The organism is Streptomyces sp. NPDC021012 (assembly GCF_044333355.1).
In the GTDB taxonomy this organism is placed as follows: Bacteria; Actinomycetota; Actinomycetes; order Streptomycetales; family Streptomycetaceae; genus Streptomyces.
Genome location: NZ_JBIRQU010000007.1, coordinates 1 through 24,236, shown reverse-complemented (window position 1 = coordinate 24,236; position 24,236 = coordinate 1). Strand labels below are relative to the sequence as shown.

General features: G+C 72.2%; 18 protein-coding genes. 12 read left to right on the top strand and 6 right to left on the bottom strand.

Annotation, left to right across the window (positions count from 1 at the left end; genetic code table 11):
- Window positions 1-17: 17 nt before the first annotated feature.
- From ACH4TP_RS23030 to ACH4TP_RS23005, 6 genes are all read left to right on the top strand, one after another.
- Window positions 18-1,166 carry a 3-oxoacyl-[acyl-carrier-protein] synthase III C-terminal domain-containing protein gene (locus ACH4TP_RS23030; protein WP_389235883.1) on the top strand — a complete coding sequence of 383 codons (1,149 nt, stop codon included), beginning with the start codon at window positions 18-20 and terminating at the stop codon, window positions 1,164-1,166.
- Window positions 1,159-2,127, top strand: coding sequence for a hypothetical protein (locus ACH4TP_RS23025; RefSeq protein WP_398438976.1), 969 nt, complete (start codon window positions 1,159-1,161; stop codon window positions 2,125-2,127). The genes ACH4TP_RS23030 and ACH4TP_RS23025 overlap by 8 nt, the downstream gene beginning before the upstream one ends.
- Window positions 2,124-3,818, top strand: a complete 1,695-nt coding sequence (locus tag ACH4TP_RS23020; protein WP_398438975.1) for an FAD-dependent oxidoreductase — start codon at window positions 2,124-2,126, stop codon at window positions 3,816-3,818. The genes ACH4TP_RS23025 and ACH4TP_RS23020 overlap by 4 nt, the downstream gene beginning before the upstream one ends.
- Window positions 3,815-4,294 carry an SCP2 sterol-binding domain-containing protein gene (locus ACH4TP_RS23015; protein ID WP_398438974.1) on the top strand — a complete coding sequence of 160 codons (480 nt, stop codon included), beginning with the start codon at window positions 3,815-3,817 and terminating at the stop codon, window positions 4,292-4,294. Before ACH4TP_RS23020 ends, ACH4TP_RS23015 begins: the two co-directional genes overlap by 4 nt.
- On the top strand, window positions 4,291-5,541 hold the full coding sequence (fabF, locus tag ACH4TP_RS23010; protein ID WP_389235895.1) for a beta-ketoacyl-ACP synthase II: 1,251 nt from the start codon (window positions 4,291-4,293) through the stop codon (window positions 5,539-5,541). The genes ACH4TP_RS23015 and fabF overlap by 4 nt, the downstream gene beginning before the upstream one ends.
- Before the next feature lie 61 nt (window positions 5,542-5,602).
- The gene (locus tag ACH4TP_RS23005) at window positions 5,603-7,051 is read left to right on the top strand and encodes a cytochrome P450 (protein ID WP_389235898.1); all 1,449 of its coding nucleotides are present in this window, start codon (window positions 5,603-5,605) and stop codon (window positions 7,049-7,051) included.
- Window positions 7,052-7,121: 70 nt separating this feature from the next.
- Here ACH4TP_RS23005 and ACH4TP_RS23000 read toward each other — a convergent pair whose 3' ends face one another.
- The 4 genes from ACH4TP_RS23000 to ACH4TP_RS22985 all read right to left on the bottom strand — a co-directional run bounded on the left by ACH4TP_RS23000 (window position 7,122) and on the right by ACH4TP_RS22985 (window position 9,388).
- Window positions 7,122-7,568: a MarR family transcriptional regulator gene (locus ACH4TP_RS23000; RefSeq protein ID WP_398438972.1), complete on the bottom strand. Its 447-nt coding sequence runs from the start codon at window positions 7,566-7,568 to the stop codon at window positions 7,122-7,124.
- Window positions 7,565-8,044 carry a MarR family winged helix-turn-helix transcriptional regulator gene (locus ACH4TP_RS22995; RefSeq protein ID WP_389235904.1) on the bottom strand — a complete coding sequence of 160 codons (480 nt, stop codon included), beginning with the start codon at window positions 8,042-8,044 and terminating at the stop codon, window positions 7,565-7,567. The genes ACH4TP_RS23000 and ACH4TP_RS22995 overlap by 4 nt, the downstream gene beginning before the upstream one ends.
- A gap of 129 nt (window positions 8,045-8,173) precedes the next feature.
- Window positions 8,174-8,827 carry a hypothetical protein gene (locus tag ACH4TP_RS22990; protein ID WP_398438971.1) on the bottom strand — a complete coding sequence of 218 codons (654 nt, stop codon included), beginning with the start codon at window positions 8,825-8,827 and terminating at the stop codon, window positions 8,174-8,176.
- A gap of 126 nt (window positions 8,828-8,953) precedes the next feature.
- Window positions 8,954-9,388, bottom strand: a complete 435-nt coding sequence (locus ACH4TP_RS22985) for an ester cyclase (protein ID WP_398185200.1) — start codon at window positions 9,386-9,388, stop codon at window positions 8,954-8,956.
- Between the two features lie 408 nt (window positions 9,389-9,796).
- Between ACH4TP_RS22985 and ACH4TP_RS22980 the strand changes: the two genes are divergently transcribed.
- The 3 genes from ACH4TP_RS22980 (at window position 9,797) to ACH4TP_RS22970 (ending at window position 13,382) form a co-directional block, all read left to right on the top strand.
- Window positions 9,797-11,194 (top strand): APC family permease, encoded by a 1,398-nt coding sequence (locus ACH4TP_RS22980; protein ID WP_389235913.1) that lies wholly within the window; start codon window positions 9,797-9,799, stop codon window positions 11,192-11,194.
- A 162-nt stretch (window positions 11,195-11,356) separates the two neighbouring features.
- On the top strand, window positions 11,357-11,779 hold the full coding sequence (locus ACH4TP_RS22975; RefSeq protein WP_389235916.1) for a hypothetical protein: 423 nt from the start codon (window positions 11,357-11,359) through the stop codon (window positions 11,777-11,779).
- 94 nt (window positions 11,780-11,873) lie between these two features.
- Window positions 11,874-13,382: a right-handed parallel beta-helix repeat-containing protein gene (locus tag ACH4TP_RS22970; RefSeq protein ID WP_398438970.1), complete on the top strand. Its 1,509-nt coding sequence runs from the start codon at window positions 11,874-11,876 to the stop codon at window positions 13,380-13,382.
- Window positions 13,383-13,436: 54 nt separating this feature from the next.
- Here the strand turns inward: ACH4TP_RS22970 and ACH4TP_RS22965 are convergent, their stop codons facing one another.
- Window positions 13,437-13,775 carry a nuclear transport factor 2 family protein gene (locus ACH4TP_RS22965; protein WP_398438969.1) on the bottom strand — a complete coding sequence of 113 codons (339 nt, stop codon included), beginning with the start codon at window positions 13,773-13,775 and terminating at the stop codon, window positions 13,437-13,439.
- Window positions 13,776-14,047: 272 nt separating this feature from the next.
- Between ACH4TP_RS22965 and ACH4TP_RS22960 the strand changes: the two genes are divergently transcribed.
- Window positions 14,048-17,077, top strand: coding sequence for an AfsR/SARP family transcriptional regulator (locus ACH4TP_RS22960; RefSeq protein WP_398439229.1), 3,030 nt, complete (start codon window positions 14,048-14,050; stop codon window positions 17,075-17,077).
- Between the two features lie 22 nt (window positions 17,078-17,099).
- Here the strand turns inward: ACH4TP_RS22960 and ACH4TP_RS22955 are convergent, their stop codons facing one another.
- The gene (locus ACH4TP_RS22955; RefSeq protein WP_389235925.1) at window positions 17,100-17,312 is read right to left on the bottom strand and encodes a hypothetical protein; all 213 of its coding nucleotides are present in this window, start codon (window positions 17,310-17,312) and stop codon (window positions 17,100-17,102) included.
- Between the two features lie 304 nt (window positions 17,313-17,616).
- Between ACH4TP_RS22955 and ACH4TP_RS22950 the strand changes: the two genes are divergently transcribed.
- On the top strand, window positions 17,617-18,969 hold the full coding sequence (locus tag ACH4TP_RS22950) for a helix-turn-helix domain-containing protein (RefSeq protein WP_398438968.1): 1,353 nt from the start codon (window positions 17,617-17,619) through the stop codon (window positions 18,967-18,969).
- 177 nt (window positions 18,970-19,146) lie between these two features.
- Window positions 19,147-24,236 (top strand): amino acid adenylation domain-containing protein (locus tag ACH4TP_RS22945; RefSeq protein WP_398438967.1); only part of this gene is annotated, 5,090 nt, incomplete at its 3' end.

Below are 24,236 nucleotides of genomic sequence, written 5' to 3'. Positions count from 1 at the left end.
CACGGGGAGACTCTGCAATGCCTGCCTACATCACCGCCATGGGACGCTTCCTGCCCGGTGAACCGGTGCCCAACGAGGAGATCGAGGACTATATCGGCAGCGTGGGCCACGCGAGTTCGGTGCTGCGCGAGCAGATCCTGGAGAACTGCGGCATCAAGTCACGGCACTACGCCATCGACAAGCAGCACAGGACCTTGTTCTCCAACACCGACATGGCCGTCGAGGCCATCCGCCAGGCGGTGGAGCGCTCGGACGTCACCCTCGACGACATCGACCTCATCGCGGCGGCCACCGCCGTCCCGGACCTCATCGCGCCCGGCATCGCCAGCGGCATCCACGGCGCACTGGGCAGCCCGCCCTGCGAGATCGTCACCACCCACGGCATCTGCAGCTCCGGGATGATGGCGCTCAAGAACGCCTACCTCCAGGTGAAGGCCGGGGAGAAGAAGAACGCGGTCGCCTCCGCCTCCGAACTCGCCTCGCGCTTCCTGCGGAGCGAGCGGTTCGCCGACGTCCGGACGGTCTCCGACGACGGCGCCATCGCCATGGAGATGGCGTTCCTGCGCTACATGCTCTCGGACGGTGCCGGCGCCGCCCTGGTGCAGGACCGCCCGGCGGCCGAAGGGGTGAGCCTGCGGATCGACTGGATCTCGCTCACCTCCTACGCCAACACCGAGCAGACCTGCATGTACATGGGCTCGGCCGACAACTCGGCGGAGAAGGCCTGGTGGGACTACCCCTCCGCGGCCGAGGCCGCCGCCGACGGCGCGCTGGCACTGCGCCAGAACCTGGCGCTGCTGCCGCATCTCGTGCGGACCGGGGTCAAGGAGTACCAGCGACTGCTCGACGAGGGCCGCTTCGACCCGGACGAGCTCGCCTGGCTCCCCGTGCACTACTCCAGCGAGCGCATGAAGACCATGGTGCTCAAGGAGATCGAGCGGAGGAAGGTGAGGGCCCCCTCCGTCGAGAAGTGGTACAGCAACCTGCCCCGCGTCGGGAACACGGGCAGCGCCAGCATCTACATCATCCTGGAGGAGATGCTCCGCGAGGGCCTGGTGTCCCCCGGCGAGAAGCTCCTGGTGATGGTCCCCGAGTCCGGCCGGTTCGCGGTGTCCTTCGCGCATCTGACGGCCGTCTCCGCCGGGGAGGCCCGAGACCGTGGGTGAGCAGCCCCGAGTGACCGTCTACTGGTACTCGCAGACCGGTCAGCTCCTGGAATCCGTCTCCGCCGTCACCGACCCGCTGGAGAAGGCGGGCTGGGACGTGCGCAAGGTCGAGATCAGGCCGCGGGAACCCTTCCCCTTCCCCTGGCCCGTACGCCGCTTCTTCGGCGTCTTCCCCGCCTCCGTCGACCCCGAAGGAGCGCCCGGGATCACCGCCGACCCGCCGGTGACCGGGGACGACGACGCGGACCTGGTCCTCTTCGCCTTCCCCGTCTGGTACCTGGCTCCGGCACCGCCCATGCGGGCGCTCATCGGCGCCGAGCCGAAGGCGTTCGACGGGCGTGCCGTCGTCGGCCTGATCGCCTGCCGGAACATGTGGTACTCGGCCGCCGTCGAGGTGCAGCGGCTACTCCAGGCCGCGGGCGGCCGCTACCTGGGCACGATCGCCGCGGTGGACACCGCCTCTGCCGGGGTCACCTTCGTCACCACGCTGCGCTGGCTGCTCGCCGGAAAGCGCGACGCCTCCTGGGGCTTCCCGCGCGCCGGCGTCGGCACGGACGAGCTGGACCGGCTCGCGATCCTCGGCGAGCGCCTCGCCGAACTCGCCCCGGAACAGGACGGGACGACCTCCCGCACCGCCTCCGAGGACGACCTGGCCGACCGGGTCCGCGAGGTTCTCGCCGCCCATGACGCGGCCCCCGTGAACCACCCGCTGGCCGCGGCCGACCTCCTCGCCGGGAAGGCCTTCCGGATCTGGGGCCGGGTCATCCGCGCCGCCGGCCGGCGCGGCGAGACCCCGCGCAACGCGTTCACAGCGATGTTCGTGCTCTGGCTCACCGGCGCCATCCTGGCAGGGCTGCCCGCGGTCGTCATCGCCCGCGTCCTGTTCAAGGCCGGCTTCGACGCCGCGGTGGCCCGCCGCCTGGCACCGGTCATCGCCCGACTCACGGAGGTGCGCCGATGACTGCGCCCGTATCCCGCCCGCTGGAGACCGCCGAGCAGATGGAGGCCGAGGTCGTGGTGGTCGGTGGCGGACCCACCGGCCTCGCCGCGGCCCACTTCCTCGCCGGACACGGCATCCGCACGGTCGTCCTGGAGCAGCGCCCCGAACCGTCCGGCCACCCACGCGCCACGGTGATCAACTCGCGCACCATGGAGCTGCTCAGGCACCTGGGCATCGACGCCGAGGTGCGCGCCGCCGGCGTGCCCCTGCAGAACACGGCGCGCATCACCTGGTGCACCGAGCTCGCCGGCACCGAGCTCGCCGGCCTCGACATCATCGCCTCGGCGGACGCCCTGATGGAGCGGGCGGTCAACAGCCCGGTCCTCCCCGTCATCTGCTCGCAGAACCGGGTGGAGGCGCTGCTCGTCGACCGGCTCCCGGAGAACGCGCGGGTGATCCGCGGCGTCAAGGCCGAGGAGCTCACCGTGACCCCCTCCGGCGTCAGGGTGACCACCGGCGGCGAGACCCCCACCGTCGTCGAGGCCCGCTACGCCGTCCTGGCCGAGGGACTGCACGGCTCGCTGCGCGAGACCGTGGGCCTGCGACGGACCGCGGCCACCCCGCTCGGCAGGCTCCTCGACATCCACTTCAGCGCCGACCTCTCGCCCTGGACGGCCGGCCGGGAGAGCGCCCTGTACTGGGTGCTCAACGACACCGTGCGGGGCGTCCTCGTCACCGTGGACCCCGTGCGCGGCGAATGGCTCCTGGAGATCCCCGCCCTCACCCCCGAAGAGGAACACACCTACTTCGAGGGGGAAGTCGATCACCACCAGCTGATCGAGGCCGCCATCGGGGAGTCGCGCGAGGCGATCGAAGGGCTGCGCATCCACTCCGTGCGGAACTGGGTGATGGGCTCCACCGGGCTCGCGTCCTGGCGCAGCGCCGACGGCCGGGTGCTCGCCGCGGGGGACGCCGCCCACACCTTCCCGCCCACCGGCGGCTTCGGCATGAACACCGGCATCCAGGACGCCCACAACCTCGCCTGGAAGCTCGCCGCCGTACTGCGCGGCGGTGCCCCCGAGGCGCTGCTCGACTCGTACGAGCGCGAGCGGCGCCCGGTCGCGGAGTTCAACGCCCAGCACAGCGAGGTCAACGCCCTCCAGAAGCGGGCGCTGCTCCAGTCCGACGCCGACCGGGAGAAGTTCGCCCGCAACATCGAGGAGCACCGGCCGCACTTCGACTTCGAGGGGCAGACGCTGGGGTTCACCTACGAACCGGGCCCCGGCGAGCCGGTGGTCCAGGACGTGGTGACCTACCGGCCGACCGCCGAGGCCGGCCACCGGGCCCCGCACGCCTGGCTCGACCGGGCCGGCGACCGGATCTCCACGACCGACCTGAGCCGCACCGGCTTCGCCCTGCTCACCGGGGCCGAGGGAGCCGACTGGGAGCAGGTCGCGAAGGAGGACCCGACCTTCATGGGCCTGCCCCTCACCGCGGCCGTGATCACCGCGGACGGCCCCGGACTGCGCGACGCCGGCGGGGCCTTCGCCGACACCTACGCCCTCAAGGGGACGGAAGCGGTTCTCGTACGACCCGACGGCCATGTCCTCGCCCGGCTGCCCGGAACCGCACCGCGGCGGGAGCTCCGGCAGGCCGCCGACCGCATAGTCAACGGCGGGCCCGTGCCCGCACGAACGCAGGAGTCCTCATGACGGCCGGACCGACCTTCTCCCCGGAGCGACTCGCGGCACTGCGCTCCGGCGAGCTCGCCGAGGTCCGCGCCGCCATCGCCGGGCTGCCCCGCGAGGAGCTGGCGGCCTGGCTGGCGACGCCCGAGGGCGAGGACGTGCTGCGCACGGTCTTCGCGCGGATGCCCGAGCGCTACACCGGAGGCCCCGTGGACGGTCCGCAGACCGCCCGCTGGGAGGTCGAGAGGACGTCGGCCGACACCCTCGCGTACGACCTCGTCCTGACCGAGGACAGCTGCGAGGTGCGCGAGACGGGGAACTCGGGCGAGCCCACGGTCACCCTGGCCCTCGACGCGGTGAGCTTCGTGGAGATGGCCTCCGCCGCGGCCCAGGGCATGGACCTGCTGCTCCAGGGCCGACTGCGCATCCAGGGCGACGTGAACCTCGCGATCCGGATGGAGTCCCTCTTCGGGCTCGCCGATCCGGGCGGTCCCGCATGAGCACCGCCCCCCGGCGCCACCGGGTGGTGGTGACCGGCATCGGCATGGTCACCCCGCTCGGTGTCGGCACCGAGACGGTCTGGAAGCGGCTGCTCGCCGGAACCTCCGGCGCGGGACCGATCCGGAGCTTCGACGCCGACCGGCTGCCGGTGCGCATCGCCGCCGAGGTGACGGACTTCGACCCGACCGACTGGCTGACCCCCAAGGAGACCCGGCGCCTCGACCGGTTCTGCCACTTCGCGATCGCCGCGGCCGAACTCGCCGTGGAACGCGCGGGCCTCGACGGCATCGACCGGGACACCGCCGCCACCGTGATCGGCAGCGCCATCGGCGGCGCCGCCACGATGAGGGAGGGGGTGCTGAAGGACGCGGAGGCACCCCGGATGGTCTCCCCGTTCTTCGTGCCCAGCTCCATCGTCAACATGGGCGCGGGCACGGTCTCCCAGCGCTTCGGCTTCCGCGGCCCCGGCGCCGCACCGGTCACCGCCTGCGCCTCCTCGGCCGACGCGATCGGACAGGCCTACCGCCTGGTCCGCGACGGCTACGCGGGGGCCGCGCTGGCGGGCGGCTCCGAGGCCTGCATCGCCTCGCCGCTGATCGCGGGCTTCGCCAACCTGCGCGCGCTGTCCCGCCGCAACGACGAACCCCACCGGGCCTCCCGCCCGTTCACCGCGGACCGGGACGGCTTCGTCATGGGGGAGGGCGCCACCATCCTCCTCCTGGAGACCGCGGAGTCGGCCGAGGCGCGGGGCGCGCACGTCCACGCCGAGATCTGCGGCTACGGCCAGACCAGCGACGCCTACCACGTCACCGCCCCCGACCCCACCGGGGAGAGCGCCGCGCGCGCCATGCTGGCCGCGCTGCGCGAGGCCGACCTCAAGCCCGACGAGATCGACCACGTCAACGCCCACGGCACCTCGACCCCCTTCTCCGACGCCGCCGAGACGAGGGCGATCAAGTCCGCCTTCGGCGCGCACAGCGGGAACCTGGCGGTCAGCTCCACCAAGTCGATGACCGGCCATCTGCTGGGCGCGGCCGGCGCGACCGAGACGGCGTTCTGCGCCCTGGCCATCGACCGCGGGGTCATCCCGCCCACCATCAACCAGGACGCGCCCGACCCCGAGTGCGACCTCGACTACGTGCCGAACACCGCCCGTCCGTACGAGGTCCGGGCGGCCCTCTCCAACTCCTTCGCCTTCGGCGGGCAGAACGTCTCGCTCGCCCTCCGGAGCTTCGCCGGGCAGTGACCCGCCCGTGTCCCTGGAGCCCACGCCGGAAGACACCCGCGCCCAGCCCGCGGCGCCACTCGTGACCACACCTCAGGAAGGCACCTCGATGACCCAGGTCTCCACCGCCCCGCCGGCGATCGACGCCCCCGGCCCCACCGGGAAGCTGCGCGCCCTGATCGCGATGTCCGGCAACCCGATGGACTACTTCACCGGGCTGCGCGACGAGTACGGCCCCGTCGTGCGCGTCCCGCTCGGCTTTCGTGATCTGTACCTGATCAGCGACCCCGAGGCGGTCAACGAGGTCCTGGTCAACTCGCACCGGAACTTCACGAAGGCCACGATGCAGGTCGGCCGCGGCAAGTGGGAAGCCCCGCTCTCGGTGATCTTCGGCAACAGCCTGACCACCAGCGACGGCGACTACCACCGCAAGCAGCGCAGGCTCATCCAGCCGATGTTCCACCACGAGCGCATCGCCGGCTACGGCCGTGCCTTCGCCGAGCTGTCCGACGACATCCAGTCCGGCTGGAAGGACGGGCAGCGGCTCGACATGTCGGTCGAGATGACCGAGCTGACCCTCGCCGTCGTCGCCCGCACGATCTTCGACGTCTCGCTCGACAGCGACGTCGCCCACGTCGTCCGCACCGCCATCCCGCGCGACGAGGGTCCGCTGCGCTGGGACTCCCTGCCCTTCGCCCGCTATCTGGCGAAGCTGCCGACCTCCGGCAACAAGCGCTTCTTCGAGGGCCGGGACCAGCTCGACGCCATCGTCTACCGGCTGATGGCGGAGCGCAGGAAGGGCGACGGCCAGGGCGCCGACCTGCTCTCCATGCTGCTCGCGGCGCGCGACGCCGACACGGGGGAGCCGATGGAGGACCACCAGGTCCGCGACGAGGCGATCACCATGCTCATGGCCGGTCACGAGACCACGGCCAACGCGCTCACCTGGTCCTACCACCTGCTCGGCACCCATCCCGAGGCGCGGGCCCGGATGCACGCGGAGATCGACGAGGTGCTCGGCGACCGGCTGCCCACGGTCGAGGACCTGCCCCGCCTCGTCTGGACCGACGCGGTCCTCTCCGAGGCGATGCGCCTCTACCCGCCGATCATGGGCATGGCCCGCCGTCCGCTGGCCGACTTCGAGCTCTCCGGCTACCGCATCCCCAAGGACAGCTTCGTCGCGATGGTCCCGTGGGTGAACCACCGCGATCCCAAGTGGTGGCCGCAGGCGGAGCGCTTCGCCCCGCAGCGCTGGCTCAAGGACCCGAGCCCCGCCGACGCCGCGGACGAGCTCACCGGTCACGCGGTCCAGCCCGGCCGCCCGCGCCTGTCCTACCTGCCCTTCGGCGCCGGTCCGCGCCAGTGCATCGGCAACACCTTCTCGTGGATGGAGGGCGTCATGGCGCTGGCCACCGTGGGGCGGGACTGGGAGTTCGAGCCCGTTCCCGGGCACGAGGTCGACATCCTGGCCCGGATCACCATCCGGCCGAAGTACGGCATGCCGATGACCGCCAGGCGCCGCCGGGCCTGAGGCGTCCCCGCGGCCCGGTAGACCGACCGCCGGGCCGCGTCCGGGAGCCGGCCGACGCCTCCGCGGAGGTTCAGGCTCCCGCCAGCTCGGCGTTCGCGCGTTCCGTGACGAGGGTCAGCACGCGTCCCGCCGCCGCGAGGTCCTCGGCCGGGATGCCCGCGTACAGCCGGGCGGAGATCTCGGCGGTCTCGGCGGTGGTGGAGTCGTACAGCTCCCGTCCGGCGCCGGTGAAGCGCAGCCGGGAGGCCTGTGCCGGGTCCTGTTCCAGCAGCCTCGCGGCCGTCAGTCCGTCGATCACGCCGCGTACGGCCGACTCGTCGGCCTTGAGCGAGCCGATGACGTCGGCGACGAGCCGGTCCCGGTCGACGGAGCCGCCGGCGGCCACGACGGCCCGGAGCGTCACGCTCTGCTCGAAGGTGGCGCCGTGGCGGGTCAGCACGCCTTCCAGGAGGGCGCGCGCGGCGTAGTGCGCCAGGGCGATGACGCGGCCGTTGGTCGTGGGTGCGGTGGTGGTCATGACTGCTCCTCGTTCTCGGCGTGCGGGTCAAGGGGTACGTCGAGCAGGGTCGCCAGCTCATGGGCGAACTGCCGTGCGCGCGGGCCGTCCTGCCCGCCGAGCGGCTCCAGCATCTGGTCCAGGAGACCCTGGACCACCTGGACGGCGCGGCGCGCGACGTCGCGCCCCTGCTCGGTGAGCGACAGCTGCATGGCGCGCGGATCGTCCGGGTCCCGGGTGCGGGCGACGAGTCCGGACGCCTCCAGCGCGCGGGCGAGCTTGGAGACGTACAGCGGTTCGAGACCGGTGTGGTCGGCGAGCTGCCGCTGGCTCGGCCGTAGCCCGGAGCGCGCCATCCCGTACAGGGACCCCATCAGCGCGTACTGGGCATGGGTCAGGCCGAGCGGTGCGACCGCCCGGTCGACGGCCACCCGCCACTTCATGGACAGGCGCCAGACCAGGAATCCCGTGGTGGCGCTCTCGTTCGCTGAACTCACGCTGAATACAGTACATGGCTACTATGTACATGGCTACTATTTTCGCGATCGATGCCGCGATCGATGCCGCGAGGCCGGGGCCGGCAGTGACTGCCGGCCCCGGCGGGGCTTTCCGGGCGGTCCCGGGGCCTACTGCTTCGCCGTGGTCAGCGGGGAGCCGGACCCGCAGGAGAGGCGGGCCGCCTCCAGGGACGGTTCACCCGCCTTCGCGTCCTTGAGCGCGGTCGAGCACTCCAGGACGCCCGTGCCGTCGACGGTCCAGCCGGTCGCGCGGCCGACCGCGTTCCTGCCGTCGCCGCAGGCGTACCGGAAGTCGGCCGTGACCTGCCGTACGAAGGTGTACTTCACGATGTCTCCGGCGCCGTCGACGGTGGTCGATTCCGCGTCGCGCTTCGGCAGGGGCCTGTGGACGTCGGTGAAGGCGGGGACGCCGCCGTCCTCGGTGTCCGTGTCTCCGATGCGGACGGCCAGGGAGCGCAGCGTGGCCCTCGTGTCGACCCGAGGCCCCTTCTCGGCGGTGACGGCGGTGGTCGGGGTGTGGACCGGCGCCAGGTCGTTCGTCAGCGCGCCGCCCCCCTTGCCCAGCCTCTGCTTCTCGGCGACACCCGTCAGCACGTCCCGCGTGTCGACGTGGGACCAGGCGTACGTGCCGTTCGCGCAGGCCGTGCTGATCGTCTGCGCGGCCCGTCCGGCCGCCCCGCCGCCCCCGTTCGTGCAGGCGACCGCGCCGGTGAGCAGCGCGGCGACGGCGCATGCGGAGAGGCCGGCCTTCGTGGTCTTCATGCTGGTTTCCCCCTGGGCTCTCACGCCATTGGTCGATGGCGTGAGCCGACCTTGCCTTCGGGGAACCGGCCCGATCAAGGGACTTGAGCCACTTCTGAGCTCGATCGCCGCCCACCGGCGCTCCGCTCAGGAGGGGAGGGCGCCGAGCTGGCGCAGCTGGGTGAGGACGTCCACGACGCCCCGGATCTCGGCGATCCGGCCGTCCTCGAAGCGGAAGACGAAGATCTCCCCGTAGGAGACCGGCTTCCCGGTGGGCGGCATGCCCCGGTACTCGCCCAGGTGGGTCCCGGTCACCGTGTTCCGGGAGACGACCCTGTCGCCCTCCGCGACCGTCTCCTCGACCGTGACGCGGAGGTCGGGGAACGCGCGCAGGAGCACCTCCCACACCCGCTTCAGGGCCTCCGCTCCCGTCGCGCCCGTCGGCACCGGCGCGTGGAAGACCAGGTCCGGGGCGGTCAGGTCGTCGACGGCCTTCGCGACGAGGTCCATTTCGCCGCTGTTCGTGGCGGAGTGGAAGCGTTCGAGCACCTCGATGTTGCTCAGGGCCTCGGTCGACGGCATGGGGAGCCTCCTTCTGCTCGGGCGTACGGCCTTCCGGCGGTAGGACGAGACAGGGGCCGGGAATGTGACACGAGGCGTACGGGAGTGTGAACCGGCCGGTCCGGGCGCCGACGGGGCCGTGGGGGAGTCCGCCATGTGGAGCGGCGGTAAAGCGCGGGAAAAGTCCTCCCCGGCGGGCTGCGGTTCCCGCACGGAGCTTTTCGGCGCTCTTGACGCGCTCTTGACGCCCCGGGGCCGTTCCCGGGCGTGTCGGAACAACGGATTCCGCAGCGTAGGGGCCATTGACCTGCGGTTCTGCTCACGCTTCCATTCAGCCCGGGAGCCCACGGAACCACCTGACCACCAGCCGCCCCGGAGGCGATACCGCTCCCGTTCAGAATCACCGCTCGCATCGATCGGAACCGCCTGATGACCGACACCCTCAGCGCGCCGCACGCGTTGGCCCCTCAGACCGAACCCGTGCCGCAGAAGCTCAAGCGTTCCATCGGTGTCGTGGGCGGTACATTGCTCACGCTGTCGTGCGTGACGCCCGCCTCCACGCTCTTCGTGGTCGTCCCCGACCTGTTCGACGGAGTCGGCACCTACGCCGCCCTGACCATCGCCATCGGCTCGCTGCTCTGTATCGGCGTGGCGTTCTGCTACTCCGAGCTGGGCACCCTGATCCCGAGCGCGGGCGGCGAGTACGCCATCGTCTCCACCCTCTCGGGCCGCCTCGCCGGCTGGCTGGTCTTCGTCCTGTCCCTGCTGGTCGTGATGATCGTGCCACCGGTGATCGCCATGGGGACCGCCGACTACCTCGCGCCCCTCGTGCACATCCCCGCCCCGATCGCCGGCGCCGGCGTCATGCTCCTCGCGACCCTCGCGGGCCTCCTCGACCTGCGCGCCAACGCCTGGATCACCGGCATCTTCCTCGTCCTGGAGGTGATCGCGGCGGGCATCGTCGCGATCCTCGGCTTCGCCCACTCCGAGCGGGGCGTCGGCTCCCTCGTCCACGGCCAGGTCGCCGCCGAGGGCGGCTCGCACTCGCTCGTCACCGGCGCCATGGTCGTCTCCGGCCTCGCCATCGCCCTCTTCATCACCCAGGGCTTCTCGACGGCCGTCTACCTCTCCGAGGAGCTGGAGAACCCGCGCAAGAACGTGGCCCGCACCGTGCTCGCCACCCTCGCCATCTCGACCGCCGTCATCCTGGTGCCCGTCGTCGCCATCACCCTCGGCGCCGGCGACCTGGAGACCCTCACCGGCGGCGACATCAGCGGCATGATCACGGCCTGGTCCAACTCCGCCGTCGGCACCTTCATCAGCCTCTGCGTCGCGCTGGCCATCATCAACGCCGGCATCGTCATGGTCATCCAGAACTCCCGCGTGCTGTTCGCCTCCGCCCGCGACAAGGCCTGGCCGGAGCCCGTCAACAACGCCCTCTCCCGCCTGGGCCGCTTCGGCTCCCCGTGGGTGGCCACCCTGCTCGTGGGCGTGCCGGGCGCGGCCCTGTGCTTCGTCAACCTCGACACCCTCTACGGCGTCACCGGCGTCTCCGTCACCGGCATGTACCTCCTGGTGGCCGTGGCGGCGCTGTTCAGCCGCCGGGGCGCGCACCGTGAGGTCGCGGCGTGGCGGATGCCGCTGTGGCCGGCCGTCCCGGTGGTGCTCATCGGCGTCATGGCGTACATCCTGTACATGCAGGACGTCGAGTACCTGCTGTGGACCGGCGGCATCACGGCCGTGGCCACCCTCTACTGGGTGCTGTACCTGCGGCCGCGCAAGGAGACCCGCTGGCTGGTCAGCATTCCGGAGGACGGGGAGGTCTGATCCCCGCCGGAACATCCCGCCGAGGGCCGGGGCGCTTGCCGCCCCGGCCCTCGGCGCATGCGGGACGGCCCCGGACGGCCGGTCACTCCGTACGGGGGGCGGTCGGTACGTCCCGCGTGTCGTGACGGGTGCCATGGGCAACGGAAACGTATCTGTGCATGCATGACCACCGACATGGAACACCTGTTGAACGTACGCCTGTGCGAGCACTTCGGTGACGCGGCCGACTGGGCCGAGGTCACCTCCCTGATCGCCGCCCACCTCCGGGTCGTCGTCTCGGCGCTCGGGCCCGAGTGCGCCGTGACCTTCCTGTCGGCGGCGCGCCGCGCCCTCGACGAGGAGGAATCCCGGGCAGGAACGATTCACCTGGGCTTCGGGGGCCACCTCTGGACCCAGCTCGAAGACGTCACCTGGGGGGCGTCACCCCTGGCCAGGACCTCGGCCTGGGACGCGATGCTGACCATGCACCGCCTTTCCGCGCTGGAGCCCACCCCGGGCCTCGCCGCTCACCTCGACATCGCCCTGGACGCCTGCCGCCTCCGTCCGACGCAAGCGTCAAGGATCGACCAATCGCCCGTCGTCTGATCGAAATCCGATCAATCGACAAGAACGCATTGACTCGATCACGGCGCGCACCTAGCTTCTGGCCGCACCCGACCGCCAGAAAGGTTGTTGCGCCATGACCGACAGGGCTCTGCCCGTACGACAGTCGCTGGGCCGCGGGCTCATCGCCGTCGCCCTCGTGCTCACCGGAACCACCGTCCTCGCCGGCGCGCCCGCCGTCGCCGCGGGGAGCATCACCTACGTGGACTGCTCCCGGGGCGCCGCGGGCGACGGCAGCCAGGCGGCGCCGTTCAACAGCATCGCCCAGGCCAACGGCAGGACGTACGCCCCCGGCGACACGCTCGCCTTCGCCGCCGGCACCACCTGCACCGGCTCCCTCGCCCCGCGGGGCAGCGGCACCGCCGCCGCCCCCATCGTCCTCACCGGCTACGGCGCCGGCGCCCTGCCCGTGATCGACGGCGGGGGAGCCCCGGACGCGGTCTCCCTGACCAACCAGGACCACTGGCGGATCACCGGCCTCAGGATCACCAACCCCGCCGCCACGCTCGCCCGCCGCACCGGCCTGCGCGTCTCCGCCACCGACGGAACGGCACACCGGGGGTTCGACATAGGAAACCTCGTCGTCGACCGGGTGGCCGGCCAGACGAACAAGAACAGCCCGACCACCGAGGACTACGTCCAGTCCGCCGGCATCGTCACCGGCGCGAGCGGCACGAACTCGACCCTCAACGACGTCCACGTCCACGACAACCGGATCAGCGACACGGGCGGCGGCGGCCTCAAGATCCGCGTCGGCGCCATGGCCGTCAAGGGCACCGGAGTGCTGATCGAGAACAACACCGTCAAGGACGTCGGCGGCGACGGCATCATCGCCAGCTACGCCGACACGCCCATGATCCAGTACAACAACGCCTCCGGCGTCGGCAACGGCGCGTACCCCTTCTCCGGCGGCAACTTCGCCGGGATCTGGGTGCTCGGCGACCACGACCCGACCATCCAGAAGAACGCCGTGTACGGCATCACGCGGATGTCCGTGGCCGACAGCCAGGCCTTCGACTGCGACTGGGGCAACACCGGCACCTGCACGATCCAGTACAACTACAGCCGCGACAACATCGGCGGCTTCTTCCTCGACTGCGACGGCTGCGGCACCATCGGCGCCGCCCAGCAGGTCATCCGCTACAACATCTCCGAGAACGACTGCCGCATGAGCAGCGTCAGCGCCGGACGCTCCGCGCTGCACCTGTACAACAACGTCCTCTACTGCACCGACAAGAAGTTCAGCATCACCCTTCCCGACGAGAGCGTCGTCGAGAACAACATCTGGGTGGGCACCACCGACTCCCGGCTGCCCACGGGCGCCGGGATCTCCTGGCTGTGGAACGTCTTCCAGGGCGTGCCCCGGCCCACCGCCAACGGCATCACGGGCGACCCGCAGTTCGTGAACCCCGGCACCGGCGGCGACACCATCGACTCCGTCGACGGCTACAAGCTGCGCGCCACGTCCCCCGCCCTGAACAACGGCTCCGTGATCAGCGGCAACGGAGGCCGCGACTACTGGGCGAACCCGGTGAGCTCGACCGCGAAGCCGCACCGCGGCGCGTACAACGGGCCGGGCCTGTAGGTCCCCGGCGCGTCCCGGCGCCGAGGACGGGTGGGGTCCGTCCTCGGGCCTCGCTCACGGCGCCACGTGGTGGTACCGGGTACAGGCGAGGACCATGCCGTCGTCGGCGATCGTGAAGACGTCGACGAAGCGGACGCCCTCCCCGTCGGTGCCCGGGACCACGTGGCGCCCCGTGGCGATCACGCTGCGGTCCTGCCCCACGACCCGGTCGATCTCGTGGCGGACCCCCGGCGCCGAGCACCCGAAGCGGGTGCGCAGGACCGCCGCCCGGCCGCACAGCGGCGGCAGGCCCGGCAGTTCGAGGACCACGCCGTCGTGCAGCAGGGAGGCGCACGAGTCCAGGTCACCGGCGTCGAGGTAGTCGTAGACCAGGCGCACGTGGTCGATTCCCACGGCGGTGACCAGGTCGGCCGGCCCCGGCAGCCCGGTACTCGTGTCATCTTGTCGGCGGTTCAACGGCTGAGCCCCTTTCGCTCTCGGCCAGGATTCTGGGGGGCGTCGCCAACTCCGCGTTATCCCCCCTCTATCTCCGACCGGGATCTTCACGGCATGGACAGGGCGGGGGTGGTTGTGGAGACTGTCCTCACTCGGTCCTGACGTGTCAACTCGTTTCTTTGGTGGGGGAATCGGTGACGGACGACATCGGGGACAGATCCCAGGAGCTCCTGACCACGTCACCCCTTGCCTTCCGGGTCCTGGGACCGCTCCAGGTCCACGGCCCCGACGGACCGCTGCGGCTTCCTCCCGGGCGCCAGGAGGTGATCCTCGCGGCGCTGCTCCTGGAGACCAACCGCGTGGTCAGCACCAACCACCTGGTGGACCTCATCTGGGAGGACAACCCGCCGGAGACCGCCCGCACCCAGGTGCAGATCTGCGTGTCGCGGCTGCGCAAGCTCCTCGCCGGGGCGGACGGCGAGGTCTCGATCGCGACCCGGCCCCCGGGATACGTCCTGCACACCGACGCGGCGAACGTGGACGCCGCGCTCTTCACCGACCTCGTCCTACGAGCCCGCCGGCTGCGCGAGCGGGGAGAACTCCTCCGGGCCGTCCAGCTGCTGCGGGACGCGGTCACCCTGTGGCAGGGCGACTGCCTGTCCGGCCTCGACAGCGGTCCGCTGGCGAACAAGGCGCGCCAGCTCGACGAGGAGCGCCTGACCGCCGTCGAACTCCGCATCCAGCTCGAACTCGAACTCGGACGGTACGACGGCCTCGTCGGCGAACTGCAGCGGCTCACCCGGGAACACCCCCTGCGGGAGAAGCTGCGCGGCCAGCTGATCCAGGCGCTGTACTGGTCCGGACGACAGGCCGAGGCCCTGGAGGCCTTCCGTACCGCACGGCGGTTCCTCGCCGAGGAACTCGGCCTGGAACCGAGCCGGGAGCTCAGGGAACTGGAGTCGGCGATCCTCACCGGCCGGCTCCCGGCGCCCACCGGAGCCGTACCCGCCGCCCGCTTACCCGGGGAGAAGACCCCCCTGCCCGAGGAACCCGCCGGAGCGGAGACCGAGGAGGAGACGGAAGCGGCCGCTTCCGCCGCCCCGACGTCCGCGGAATCGGTTCGGCAGGACGCCGTGCCGCACCAGCTGCCCGCCGCCGTCGCCGACTTCGTCTCCGACACCGGCCGGCTCGCCGCCCTGGAGGAGGCGCTGACCGGACGGCCAGGCCGCACCACGGTGGGGCTCGCCGCCATCACCGGAAAGCCCGGCACCGGCAAATCGACCCTCGCCGTCCACGTCGCCCACATGCTCTCCGAGACCGGATTCCCCGACGGCCAGCTCTACTGCGACCTGCGCGGGACGACCGGCACCCCCGCCACCCCCGAGGAAGTCCTCGGACGGTTCCTGCGCGCGCTCGGCATCCCCGGCCAGCTCATCCCCGAATCCCTCGACGAGCGGGCCGAGATGTACCGCACCCGGCTCGCCTCCCGCCGGGTCCTCGTCGTCCTCGACGACGCCGCCGGCGAGGGCCAGGTGCTGCCGCTGCTCCCCGGCAGCCGCGGCTGCGCCGTCCTCGTCACCGGCCGCGCCCGCCTCACCGCACTGCCCGGCGCGCACCGCGTGGAACTCGACGTCCTCGCCGAGGACCAGGCCCTCGAACTGCTCTCCCGGATCATCGGACGCGAACGGGTCGCGGGCGAGACCGCGGCCGCGGAAGCCCTGGTCCGGACGGTCGGACGGCTCCCGCTGGCCCTGCGGATCGTCGCCGCCCGGCTCGCCGCCCGCCCGCACTGGACCCTGGCGTCCATGGTGCAGCGCCTCGCCAACGAACGACACCGGCTCGACGAACTGACACACGGCGAGATGACGATGCGCGCCAGCCTCTCGCTCACCTACGAGGGCCTCGCGCCGGAGGACCGCAGGCTCCTGCGGCTCCTGAGCATGGCGCAGGCACCGACCCTGCCGAGCTGGCTGGCGGGAGCGCTGCTCGACGACCACCGCCCCTTCCCCTCGGACCTCATGGAACCCCTGGTCGACGTGCAGATGCTCGACGTCGCCGGAGTCGAGCGGACCGGCGGTTTCCGGTACCGCTTCCACGAGATCATCCGCGTCTACGCTCGAGAACAGCTCGCGGCCCACCACACGCCCGAGGAACGGAAGGAAGCCCTCGCCCGGATGGCGGGCGGCTGGATGCACCTGGCCCAGCAGGCCCACCGGACCGTGTACGGAGGGGACTTCACCGTCCTGCACGGCGACGCGCCCCGCTGGGAACCCCCGGCCTCCTACACGGACGAGGTGCTCGCCGACCCGCTGGCCTGGCTCGACGCGGAACAGGCCTCCCTGTGCGGCATGGTCGAGCACACCGCCGACGCCGGACTCCACGACCTCAGCTGGGACCTCGCGACCTCGCTCGTCACCCTGTTCGAGGTACGCGGCCACTACGACCTGTGGGAGCAGACCCACCTCAGGGCGCTGGCCGCCGTCCGCAAAGCGGGAAACCTGCGCGGCACCGCCGCCGTACGGGCCTCGCTCGGCTCGCTCTACATGAGCCGCAACCAGTTCGACACGGCCCGGCAGGCACTGAACTCGGCCCTCGACGTCTTCCAGGCGCTCGACGACCCGATGGGCGAGGCGCTGTGCCGGCGCGACATGGCGCTCATCGCGCGCACGAGCGGCGACGACACCACGGCCCTGGAGCTCTACCGGAGGTCCCTCGCCGACTTCGACCGGGCGGGCGACGTCGTGGGCCGCGCGATCGTCCTGACCCAGAGCGCGCACATCCGCATGCGGCAGGGCGAGATCGCCGCGGCACAGGGCCAGTTGGACGAGGCGCTCGACATCTACGAAGGCGTCGGCTACACCGGCGGCCGGGCGAGGACGCTGCGGCGCGTCGGGCAGCTGCTGCTCGAACAGGGGCGGAGCGACCTGGCGGTCCTGACCTTCACGGAGGTCCTCGAACTCTGCCGGGACTCCGGCGACGTCATCGGAGAGGGACATCTGCTCCGCGACCTGGGCCACGCGTTCGCCGTCATGGGCCGGCCCGACCGGGCCAGGGACTTCTTCGACCGCGCGGTGACCGCGCGGGAGGGCGTCATGGACTTCAGCGGTGGCGCGCTGGCGCGCCTGGACCTCGCCCGTCTCCTCGACGCGGAGCCGGGGCGCTCGCGGGAGCTGCTCGTCCCGGCGGTCGAGGTGTTCCGCGAGCGGCGGATGGGCCGGGAACTCGCGGAGGCGGAGAGACTGCTCGCGACGGGCTCCTGAGCCGGCCGGCGAGCCGGACGGCTCAGTCCCAGGGGTTGTTGTCGTTGATGCACGTGGTGATGGGCGTGCCGGTGGCGTCGACCGTGGTCGTGCAGACCGGGGTGGTGCTCGTCGTGCCGCCCGTCGTCCCGTCGGCCCAGCTCGCCTGGACGCCGACACCGGTCACGAGGACGATCAGCGCGGCGGTGACGGCGGCGCGGAGGGTCTTGCGGGCGGCGGCGGTGGTGTTCGACATCGGATTCTGCCTCTCGTCGGTGTGCGGCGTTTCCTTCTGACCACCAACTTAGGAACAGGCGGATTCACGGCACCGCTCGCTGCCTTATCACCCCGCTATCACGGAACCGCCGCCCGCTCGCGCCGCTATCACGGGCCCGGATGCCGCTATCGCGCGGCATCCCCACCCGTTAGTGCCGGGATGCCCCCTGAATAGTCGCGTCCGGACGATGGATCCCAGCAGACGGCGAGGCGAAGCCCCCGGTCGGCGGCCCGATCGGGGGCCGACCCGGGGCCCGCCCCAACTCGACGAGCGGGAGCTTCTCATGACGACCAGTCTCTCCCCCGAGGACACCACGACGGCCACCGCCGCACTCGGCACCCTCATCCGCGGCCACCGGCTCCGCATCGGCCTGACCCAGCAGGAGCTGGCGGACCTCTCCACCATCAGCGTCCGCGCCATCCGCGACCTGGAGAAGGGCAAGGCCCAGCGGCCGAGAGCCGACACGATCCGGCTCATCGCCGACGGCCTGCGCCTGGGCCCCCGGGCCCGCACCGCCCTGGAGGACGCGGTACGACGCGGACACCGGGGCGGTGCCGGGCCCCGGCACCTCACCGCCGACCGCCAGGCCCCGCCCGTACCGCTGCACCCGCTGATCGAGAGGGACGCCGAGGCCACCGTCCTCACGGAGGAACTGCGCTCCGGAACGGAACGGCTCATCACCGTCGTCGGCCTGAGCGGCGTGGGCAAGACGAGACTGGCCCTGGAGGCCGCGGCCCGGCTCCACGGCACCGGCTTCCCGGTGCTGTGGCACACCGCCCCCGGGGCGGTCGCCGACTGCCTGCCGGCCCCCGACGACCAGCTCGCCGCCCTCACGGCCGACTGCGCCGCCTTCCTGTACGGCGACGGCCGGTCCGAGGACCTCGCTCCCGAACTGTCCGGCGCGCTCGGCGACCGCCCCGTACTCCTCGTCCTCGACGGCGTCGACACCGCACGGCTCGACTTCCACCGCCTGAGCCGGCTGCTGCGCGAACTGCCCGGCCTCCGCCTCCTCGTCACCGCCGACGAACCCTGGAACGTCCCCGGTGAACGCCTCTTCCTGCTCTCCCCGCTGGAGGCGCCCGACCCCTCCGACGGCATCCGCTCCGACGCGCCCGCCGCCCGGTTCTTCCTCAGCAGGCTCCGCCACGTCCGCCCCGACATCGTCCCCGACGACCGGGTCCTCGCGGACATCGCCTGGGTCAGCCACCGCCTCGACGGCCATCCGCTCGCCCTCTCCGCCGCCGCCTCCTGGCTCGCCGTCTGCGACCTGCCCACACTGCGCGGCATCGTCGAGTCCGACCCCGCACCGCTGCTCGACCACCTGGCCGACGGCCCTTCCGGCTCCCGCCTCCGCGAACGCGTCGCCCGCACCCTCGCCGCGCTCCCCGAGGGCCACCGGGAGCTGATCGACGCGCTCTGCGCCGCGAACGGCGACGGGTTCGTCCTGGAGGACGTCGTCCGGCTGACCGGCCTGCCCTTGCCCCACTGCGGCCGCACGGTCCGCGACCTGCTGGTCAGCGGCGTGATCCGAGCCGCCACGGGCGGCGGCCGCTCGGCGTTCCGCGTGCTGTGCGTGGTACGCGCCCTCATGACGAGCGCGAGCGCGACGCCCGGGGTGCACACGCCGCTCCGGTGAGCGGCGTCCGTACGACTGCCGGAACCGCTGCCGCCCGACTGCCGCCCCGCCGCCGAACCGCTGGCGTACCGCCGGAGCAACTGCCGCTCCCCACCCCGGCCCACGGGTTGTATGGCGACTGCCCCGCCCGAAGCCCGTTCCCTCCCTCCTCCGCCGTGACTTCCACAGGAGCCCCACATGCCGTTCGACACGCCCGTCGCACCCGCTCCGGCTGCCGTCCGGTTGCCGCTCTCGGTGTCCCAGCGTGACATCTGGACGGCGCACGCCCTCGACCCCACCGGCGTGAAGTACAACGTCGCCGAGTGCCGCGAGATCAACGGCCCCGTGGACCCGGAACTGATGGCGGCCGCCTGGCGCCGGCTCGTCGAGGAGGCGGACTTCCTCCGCATCAGCCGCTTCGAGGACGACGGCGAGCAGGTGTGGCAGCTGGTCGACCCCGACGCCGGCTCGCGCAGCCTGCCGTTCACCGACGTGAGCGCCGAGGACGACCCGGAGCACGAGGCCTGGCGGCTGATCGGCGCGCTGATCCGCGCCCCCTTCGACCTCACCGACCGGCCGCCGGTCCGCTGCGCGCTGTTCAAGCTCGCCGAGGACAGGTACTTCTACTTCTACGGCTTCCACCACCTGGTCGTCGACGGCGTGGGCACGTCGATGGCACTGGCCCGGCTGATCGAGCTGTACGAGCAGGCGGTCGCCGGCGAACCCTGGGGGCCCTCCCCGTTCGGCAGCCTCGCCGAACTGCTCGCCGAGGACGCCGCGTACCGGCGCTCCGAGGAGGCCGCCGCCGAACGCGCCGCCTGGCGGGAGCACCTCGCCGGGGCACCGGACGCCCCCGCCGGTCTCGTCCGGGGCACCGGACGCGCGGCGGCCGCGCACGGCGGCCTGCCCTTCGCCCGCCGGAGCGTACGGGTGTCCCCGGCGGACGCCGACCGGCTCCGCGCGGTCGCACGCGGCGAGCGCGCCACCTGGTCCGTCCTCCTCGTGGCCCTGTTCACGGTCTACCTGCACCGCGTCACCGGACAGTCGGAGCTGGTGATCGCCCTCCCGGTGACCGGCCGGACGTCCAAGCTCGCCCGCAGCACCCCCGGCATGTCGTCGAACGTGGTCCCGCTGAGGATCGAGGTCCGGCCCGAGGACACGCTCGCCGCCCTGGTCCGCTCGGTGGGAGCCGAGGTCAAGCACGGTCTGCGCCACCAGATGACCCGGTACGAGGACCTGTGCCGCGACGCCGGCGTCATCGACGGCGCCCGCAGACTCGCCACCCCCGTCCTCAACATCATGGGCTTCCAGACGGAACTCACCGTCTGCGGCCACCCGACGGTCAACCACAACGTGAGCAACGGCCCGGTCGACGACCTCAGCGTCGCCGTCCTCGACCTGGGCGCCGCGAACGGCCTGCGCATCGACTTCGACACCCCCGTCGACGGCGTCGACGTGACGGCCGTCGCCGCCCACCAGGACCGGTTCGCCGCCTTCCTCACCACCGTCCTCGCCGCCGAGCGACCGACGGAGCACAGCGTCGCCGACCTGGAGGTGCTGTCGGCGGCGGAGCGCGAGCTGCTCACCGGCCGGTGGGCCGGTCCGGTGGCGGAGGTGGTGGACACGACGCTGGTGGAGCGGTTCGAGGAGCAGGCGGCCCGGTTCCCCGACGGGGTCGCGCTCATCGACGAGGCGGGGGAGGTCACGTACGCGGAGCTGAACGCCGCCGCCAACCGCTGGGCCCGCCACCTGCGCTCCCGCGGCCTCGGACGCGGCGACATGGCCGGCGTCCTCCTCGAACGCGGCACCCGCTTCGCCACCGCCCTCCTCGCCGTCCTGAAGACCGGCGCCGCCCACGTCCTCCTCGACCCGGACTTCCCCGACGACCGGCTGCGCTCGGCCGCCGCCGACGCCGGCATCAGCCACCTCGTCACCCGCCCGCCGCTCGCCGGGCGCGTCGAAGGCCCCTGGACCACCCACACCGAGGCCCCCGGCGAACTCCTCTCCCACCACCCCGGCAACCTCGGCCTGCCGCTCGGCCCCGACGACCCCGCCTGCCTGATGTTCACCTCCGGCTCGACGGGCCGGCCCAAGGCCATCCTGTCCTCCCACCGCAACCTGGTGTCCACCCTGATCGGCCAGCCCTACCTGCCGGCGGGACCGGAGCAGGTCTACCTCCAGTGCTCGCCGGTGTCCTGGGACGCGTTCAGCCTGGAGTTCTGGGGAGCCCTCCTCCACGGCGGCACGGCGGTCCTCCAGCCGGGACAGAAGCCCGAACCGGCCCTCGTGACCGGGCTGGCGCGCCGCCACCGCGTCACGACGCTCCTCCTCTCGGCCACCCTCTTCAACTACCTCACGGACGAGCACCCCGAGGCCTTCGAGACGGTCACCACCGCCTTCACGGTGGGCGAGGCCGCCTCCCCGGCCCACGTCCACAAGCTCCAGCGGCTCAGGCCCGGCATCACCGTCCTCAACGGCTACGGCCCCGCCGAGGTCATGATCTACGCGACCACCCACACGATCGAGCCCGGGAACGAGCCGCACGCGGCCATCCCGATCGGCACCCCCCTGGTCAACAAGCCGGCCTACGTCCTGGACGCCCGGCTGAACCTGTGCCCGCCGGGCGTGACCGGCGAGCTGTACGTGGCCGGCGAGGGCCTCGCCCACGGATACCTGGGCCGGCCCGACCTGACCGCGACCCGCTTCGTACCGAACCCCTTCGGCCCGGCGGGCGGCCGGCTCTACCGGACGGGGGACCTGGCCCGCTTCGACCGGGACGGACGCCTCCTGTACGAGGGCCGGGCGGACGACCAGATCAAGATCCTCGGCTTCCGCATCGAACCCGGCGAGACCGAGGCCGCGCTCCAGACCCACCCCGCCGTCACCCAGGCCGTCGTCACCGTCCACGAGAAGCGGCTGGCCGCGTACGTCGTCGTCACGGACGGGGACGCCGACCCCGAAGCGATCCGCCGGCACGTCGCCGACCGGCTCCCCGAGCACCTCGTCCCCACGTACGTCACCACCCTCGACCGCCTGCCCGTCACCCCCAACGGAAAGATCGACAAGCGGGCCCTTCCGGCCCCGACGAAGGCCCTGGGCACGGACCGCGCTCCGCGCGACGAGACCGAGCAGACCCTGGCCGCCCTGTTCGGCCGGACCCTGGAACTCACCGCCCCCGTCGGGATCGACGACAGCTTCTTCGCCCTCGGCGGTCACTCCCTGCTCGCGGCGCGGCTGACGAACCACATCGCCGAGGCGTTCGGCGTGCGGCTCACGATCCGGGACGTGTTCGGCCACCCGACGGTGGCGCGGCTCGCGGAGCTCGTCACCGCCAAGGCGGAGGGCGAGACTCTCCCGCCGCTCGTCGCGGGGGAGGGCGCCGGCGACCTGGCTCCCGCCTCCTTCGCCCAGCGACGGCTGTGGCTCCTGTCGGAACTGGAGGGGGACAGCGCGGCGTACAACGTGCCGATGGCCGTACGCCTCCAGACCGCGCCGGACCGGGCAGCGCTGGAGTCGGCGCTGAACGACGTGGTGGAGCGGCACGCTCCGCTGCGGACGGTGTTCGAACCGGTGGAGGGCGAGCCCCGCCAGCGGACCCTGCCGCCCGAGCAGGCCCGCGTGCCGGTGGACTGGCGCCGGATCGACGCCGGCGCGCTGGACGGGGAGCTGGCCGCGGTGGCGGGGCGAGCCTTCGATCTGGCGGTGGATCTTCCGTTGCGGGCGGTGGCCTTCGAGCTGGGTGACGGTTCGGTGGTGCTGTCGCTGGTGGTGCACCACATCGCGACGGACGGCCTGTCGAACGGTGTCTTCTTCGGGGACCTTCAGCGGGCCTACGAGGCCCGGGTCGCCGGGGCCGAGAGCTCAGCCCTTGAACCCTTGACCGTGCAGTACGCGGATTACGCGGCCTGGCAGCGGCGGGTGTTGGGTTCGGCGGACGACCCGGAGAGTGTGCTCGGTCGGGAGCTGGGTTTCTGGCGCGGGGCGCTGGAGGGGCTGCCGGAGGAGCACGGTCTGAACCTGGACCGCCCCAGGCCGGCCAGGGCGTCGCACCAGGGCGGACAGGTCGAGGTCGGGCTGGGCGAAGACCTCTTCGAGCGGGTGACGGCGTTCGCACGGGCCGAGGGGTGCACGCCGTTCATGGTGGTGCATGCGGCTCTGGTGGCGGCGTTGACCCGTCTGGGTGCGGGGTCTGATCTGGCGGTGGGTACGCCGGTGGCGGGTCGTGGTGAGCGGTCGTTGCAGGAGTTGGTCGGGTTCTTCGTGAACACGCTGGTGCTGCGGACGAGCAGTGCGGGTGATCCGAGTTTCCGTGAGTTGCTGGGGCGGGTGCGTACGGCGGACCTGGATGCTTTCGCGCATCAGGAGGCGCCGTTCGATCTGGTCCTCGAAGCGGTCAACCCGGCCCGTAGCCTCTCGCGCCACCCCCTCTTCCAGATCAGCCTGGGACTGGAGACCGACGGAGGCCCCGCCTTCGAGCTGAGCGGAGTCGGCACCGGCCCGGTGGAGAAGTTCTCCAGCGGATCCGCCAAGTTCGACCTGGAGTTCTTCCTCCGCTCCGAGGACGAGAAGGAACTGCGGGCGACCGTCCTCTTCGCGGCGGAGCTGTTCGACCAGGTCACGGTCCGGCGGATGGCGACGCTCCTCGGCGAGGTGCTGGCCCAGGTCCTGGACCAGCCGGGTCTGCGACTGTCGGACCTGGAGGTGCTGTCGGCGGCGGAGCGCGAGCTGCTCACCGGCCGGTGGGCCGGTCCGGTGGCGGAGGTGGTGGACACGACGCTGGTGGAGCGGTTCGAGGAGCAGGCGGCCCGGTTCCCCGACGGGGTCGCGCTCATCGACGAGGCGGGGGAGGTCACGTACGCGGAGCTGAACGCCGCCGCCAACCGCTGGGCCCGCCACCTGCGCTCCCGCGGCCTCGGACGCGGCGACATGGCCGGCGTGCTGTGGTCCCGCGGGGTCGAGTTCGCGGCGGCGCTGATCGGAGTCGTCAAGACCGGAGCGGGCTACACGCTCCTCGACCCCGACTTCCCGGACGAGCGGCTGCGCTCGGCGGCGACCGACGCCGGCATCGGCATCCTGGTCAGCGAACCCCGCCTCGCCACACGCCTGACCGGCCCTTGGGACACGGCCGCCTGCTCCCCCCAGCAACTGGCGGAGCTCAGCGGGGAGAACCTGGGCATAGAGCTGTGTGCTGATGACCCCGCCTGCTTGATGTTCACGTCGGGTTCGACGGGTCGGCCGAAGGCGATCTTGTCCTCGCACCGCAACCTGGTGTCGACGGTGAGTGGTCA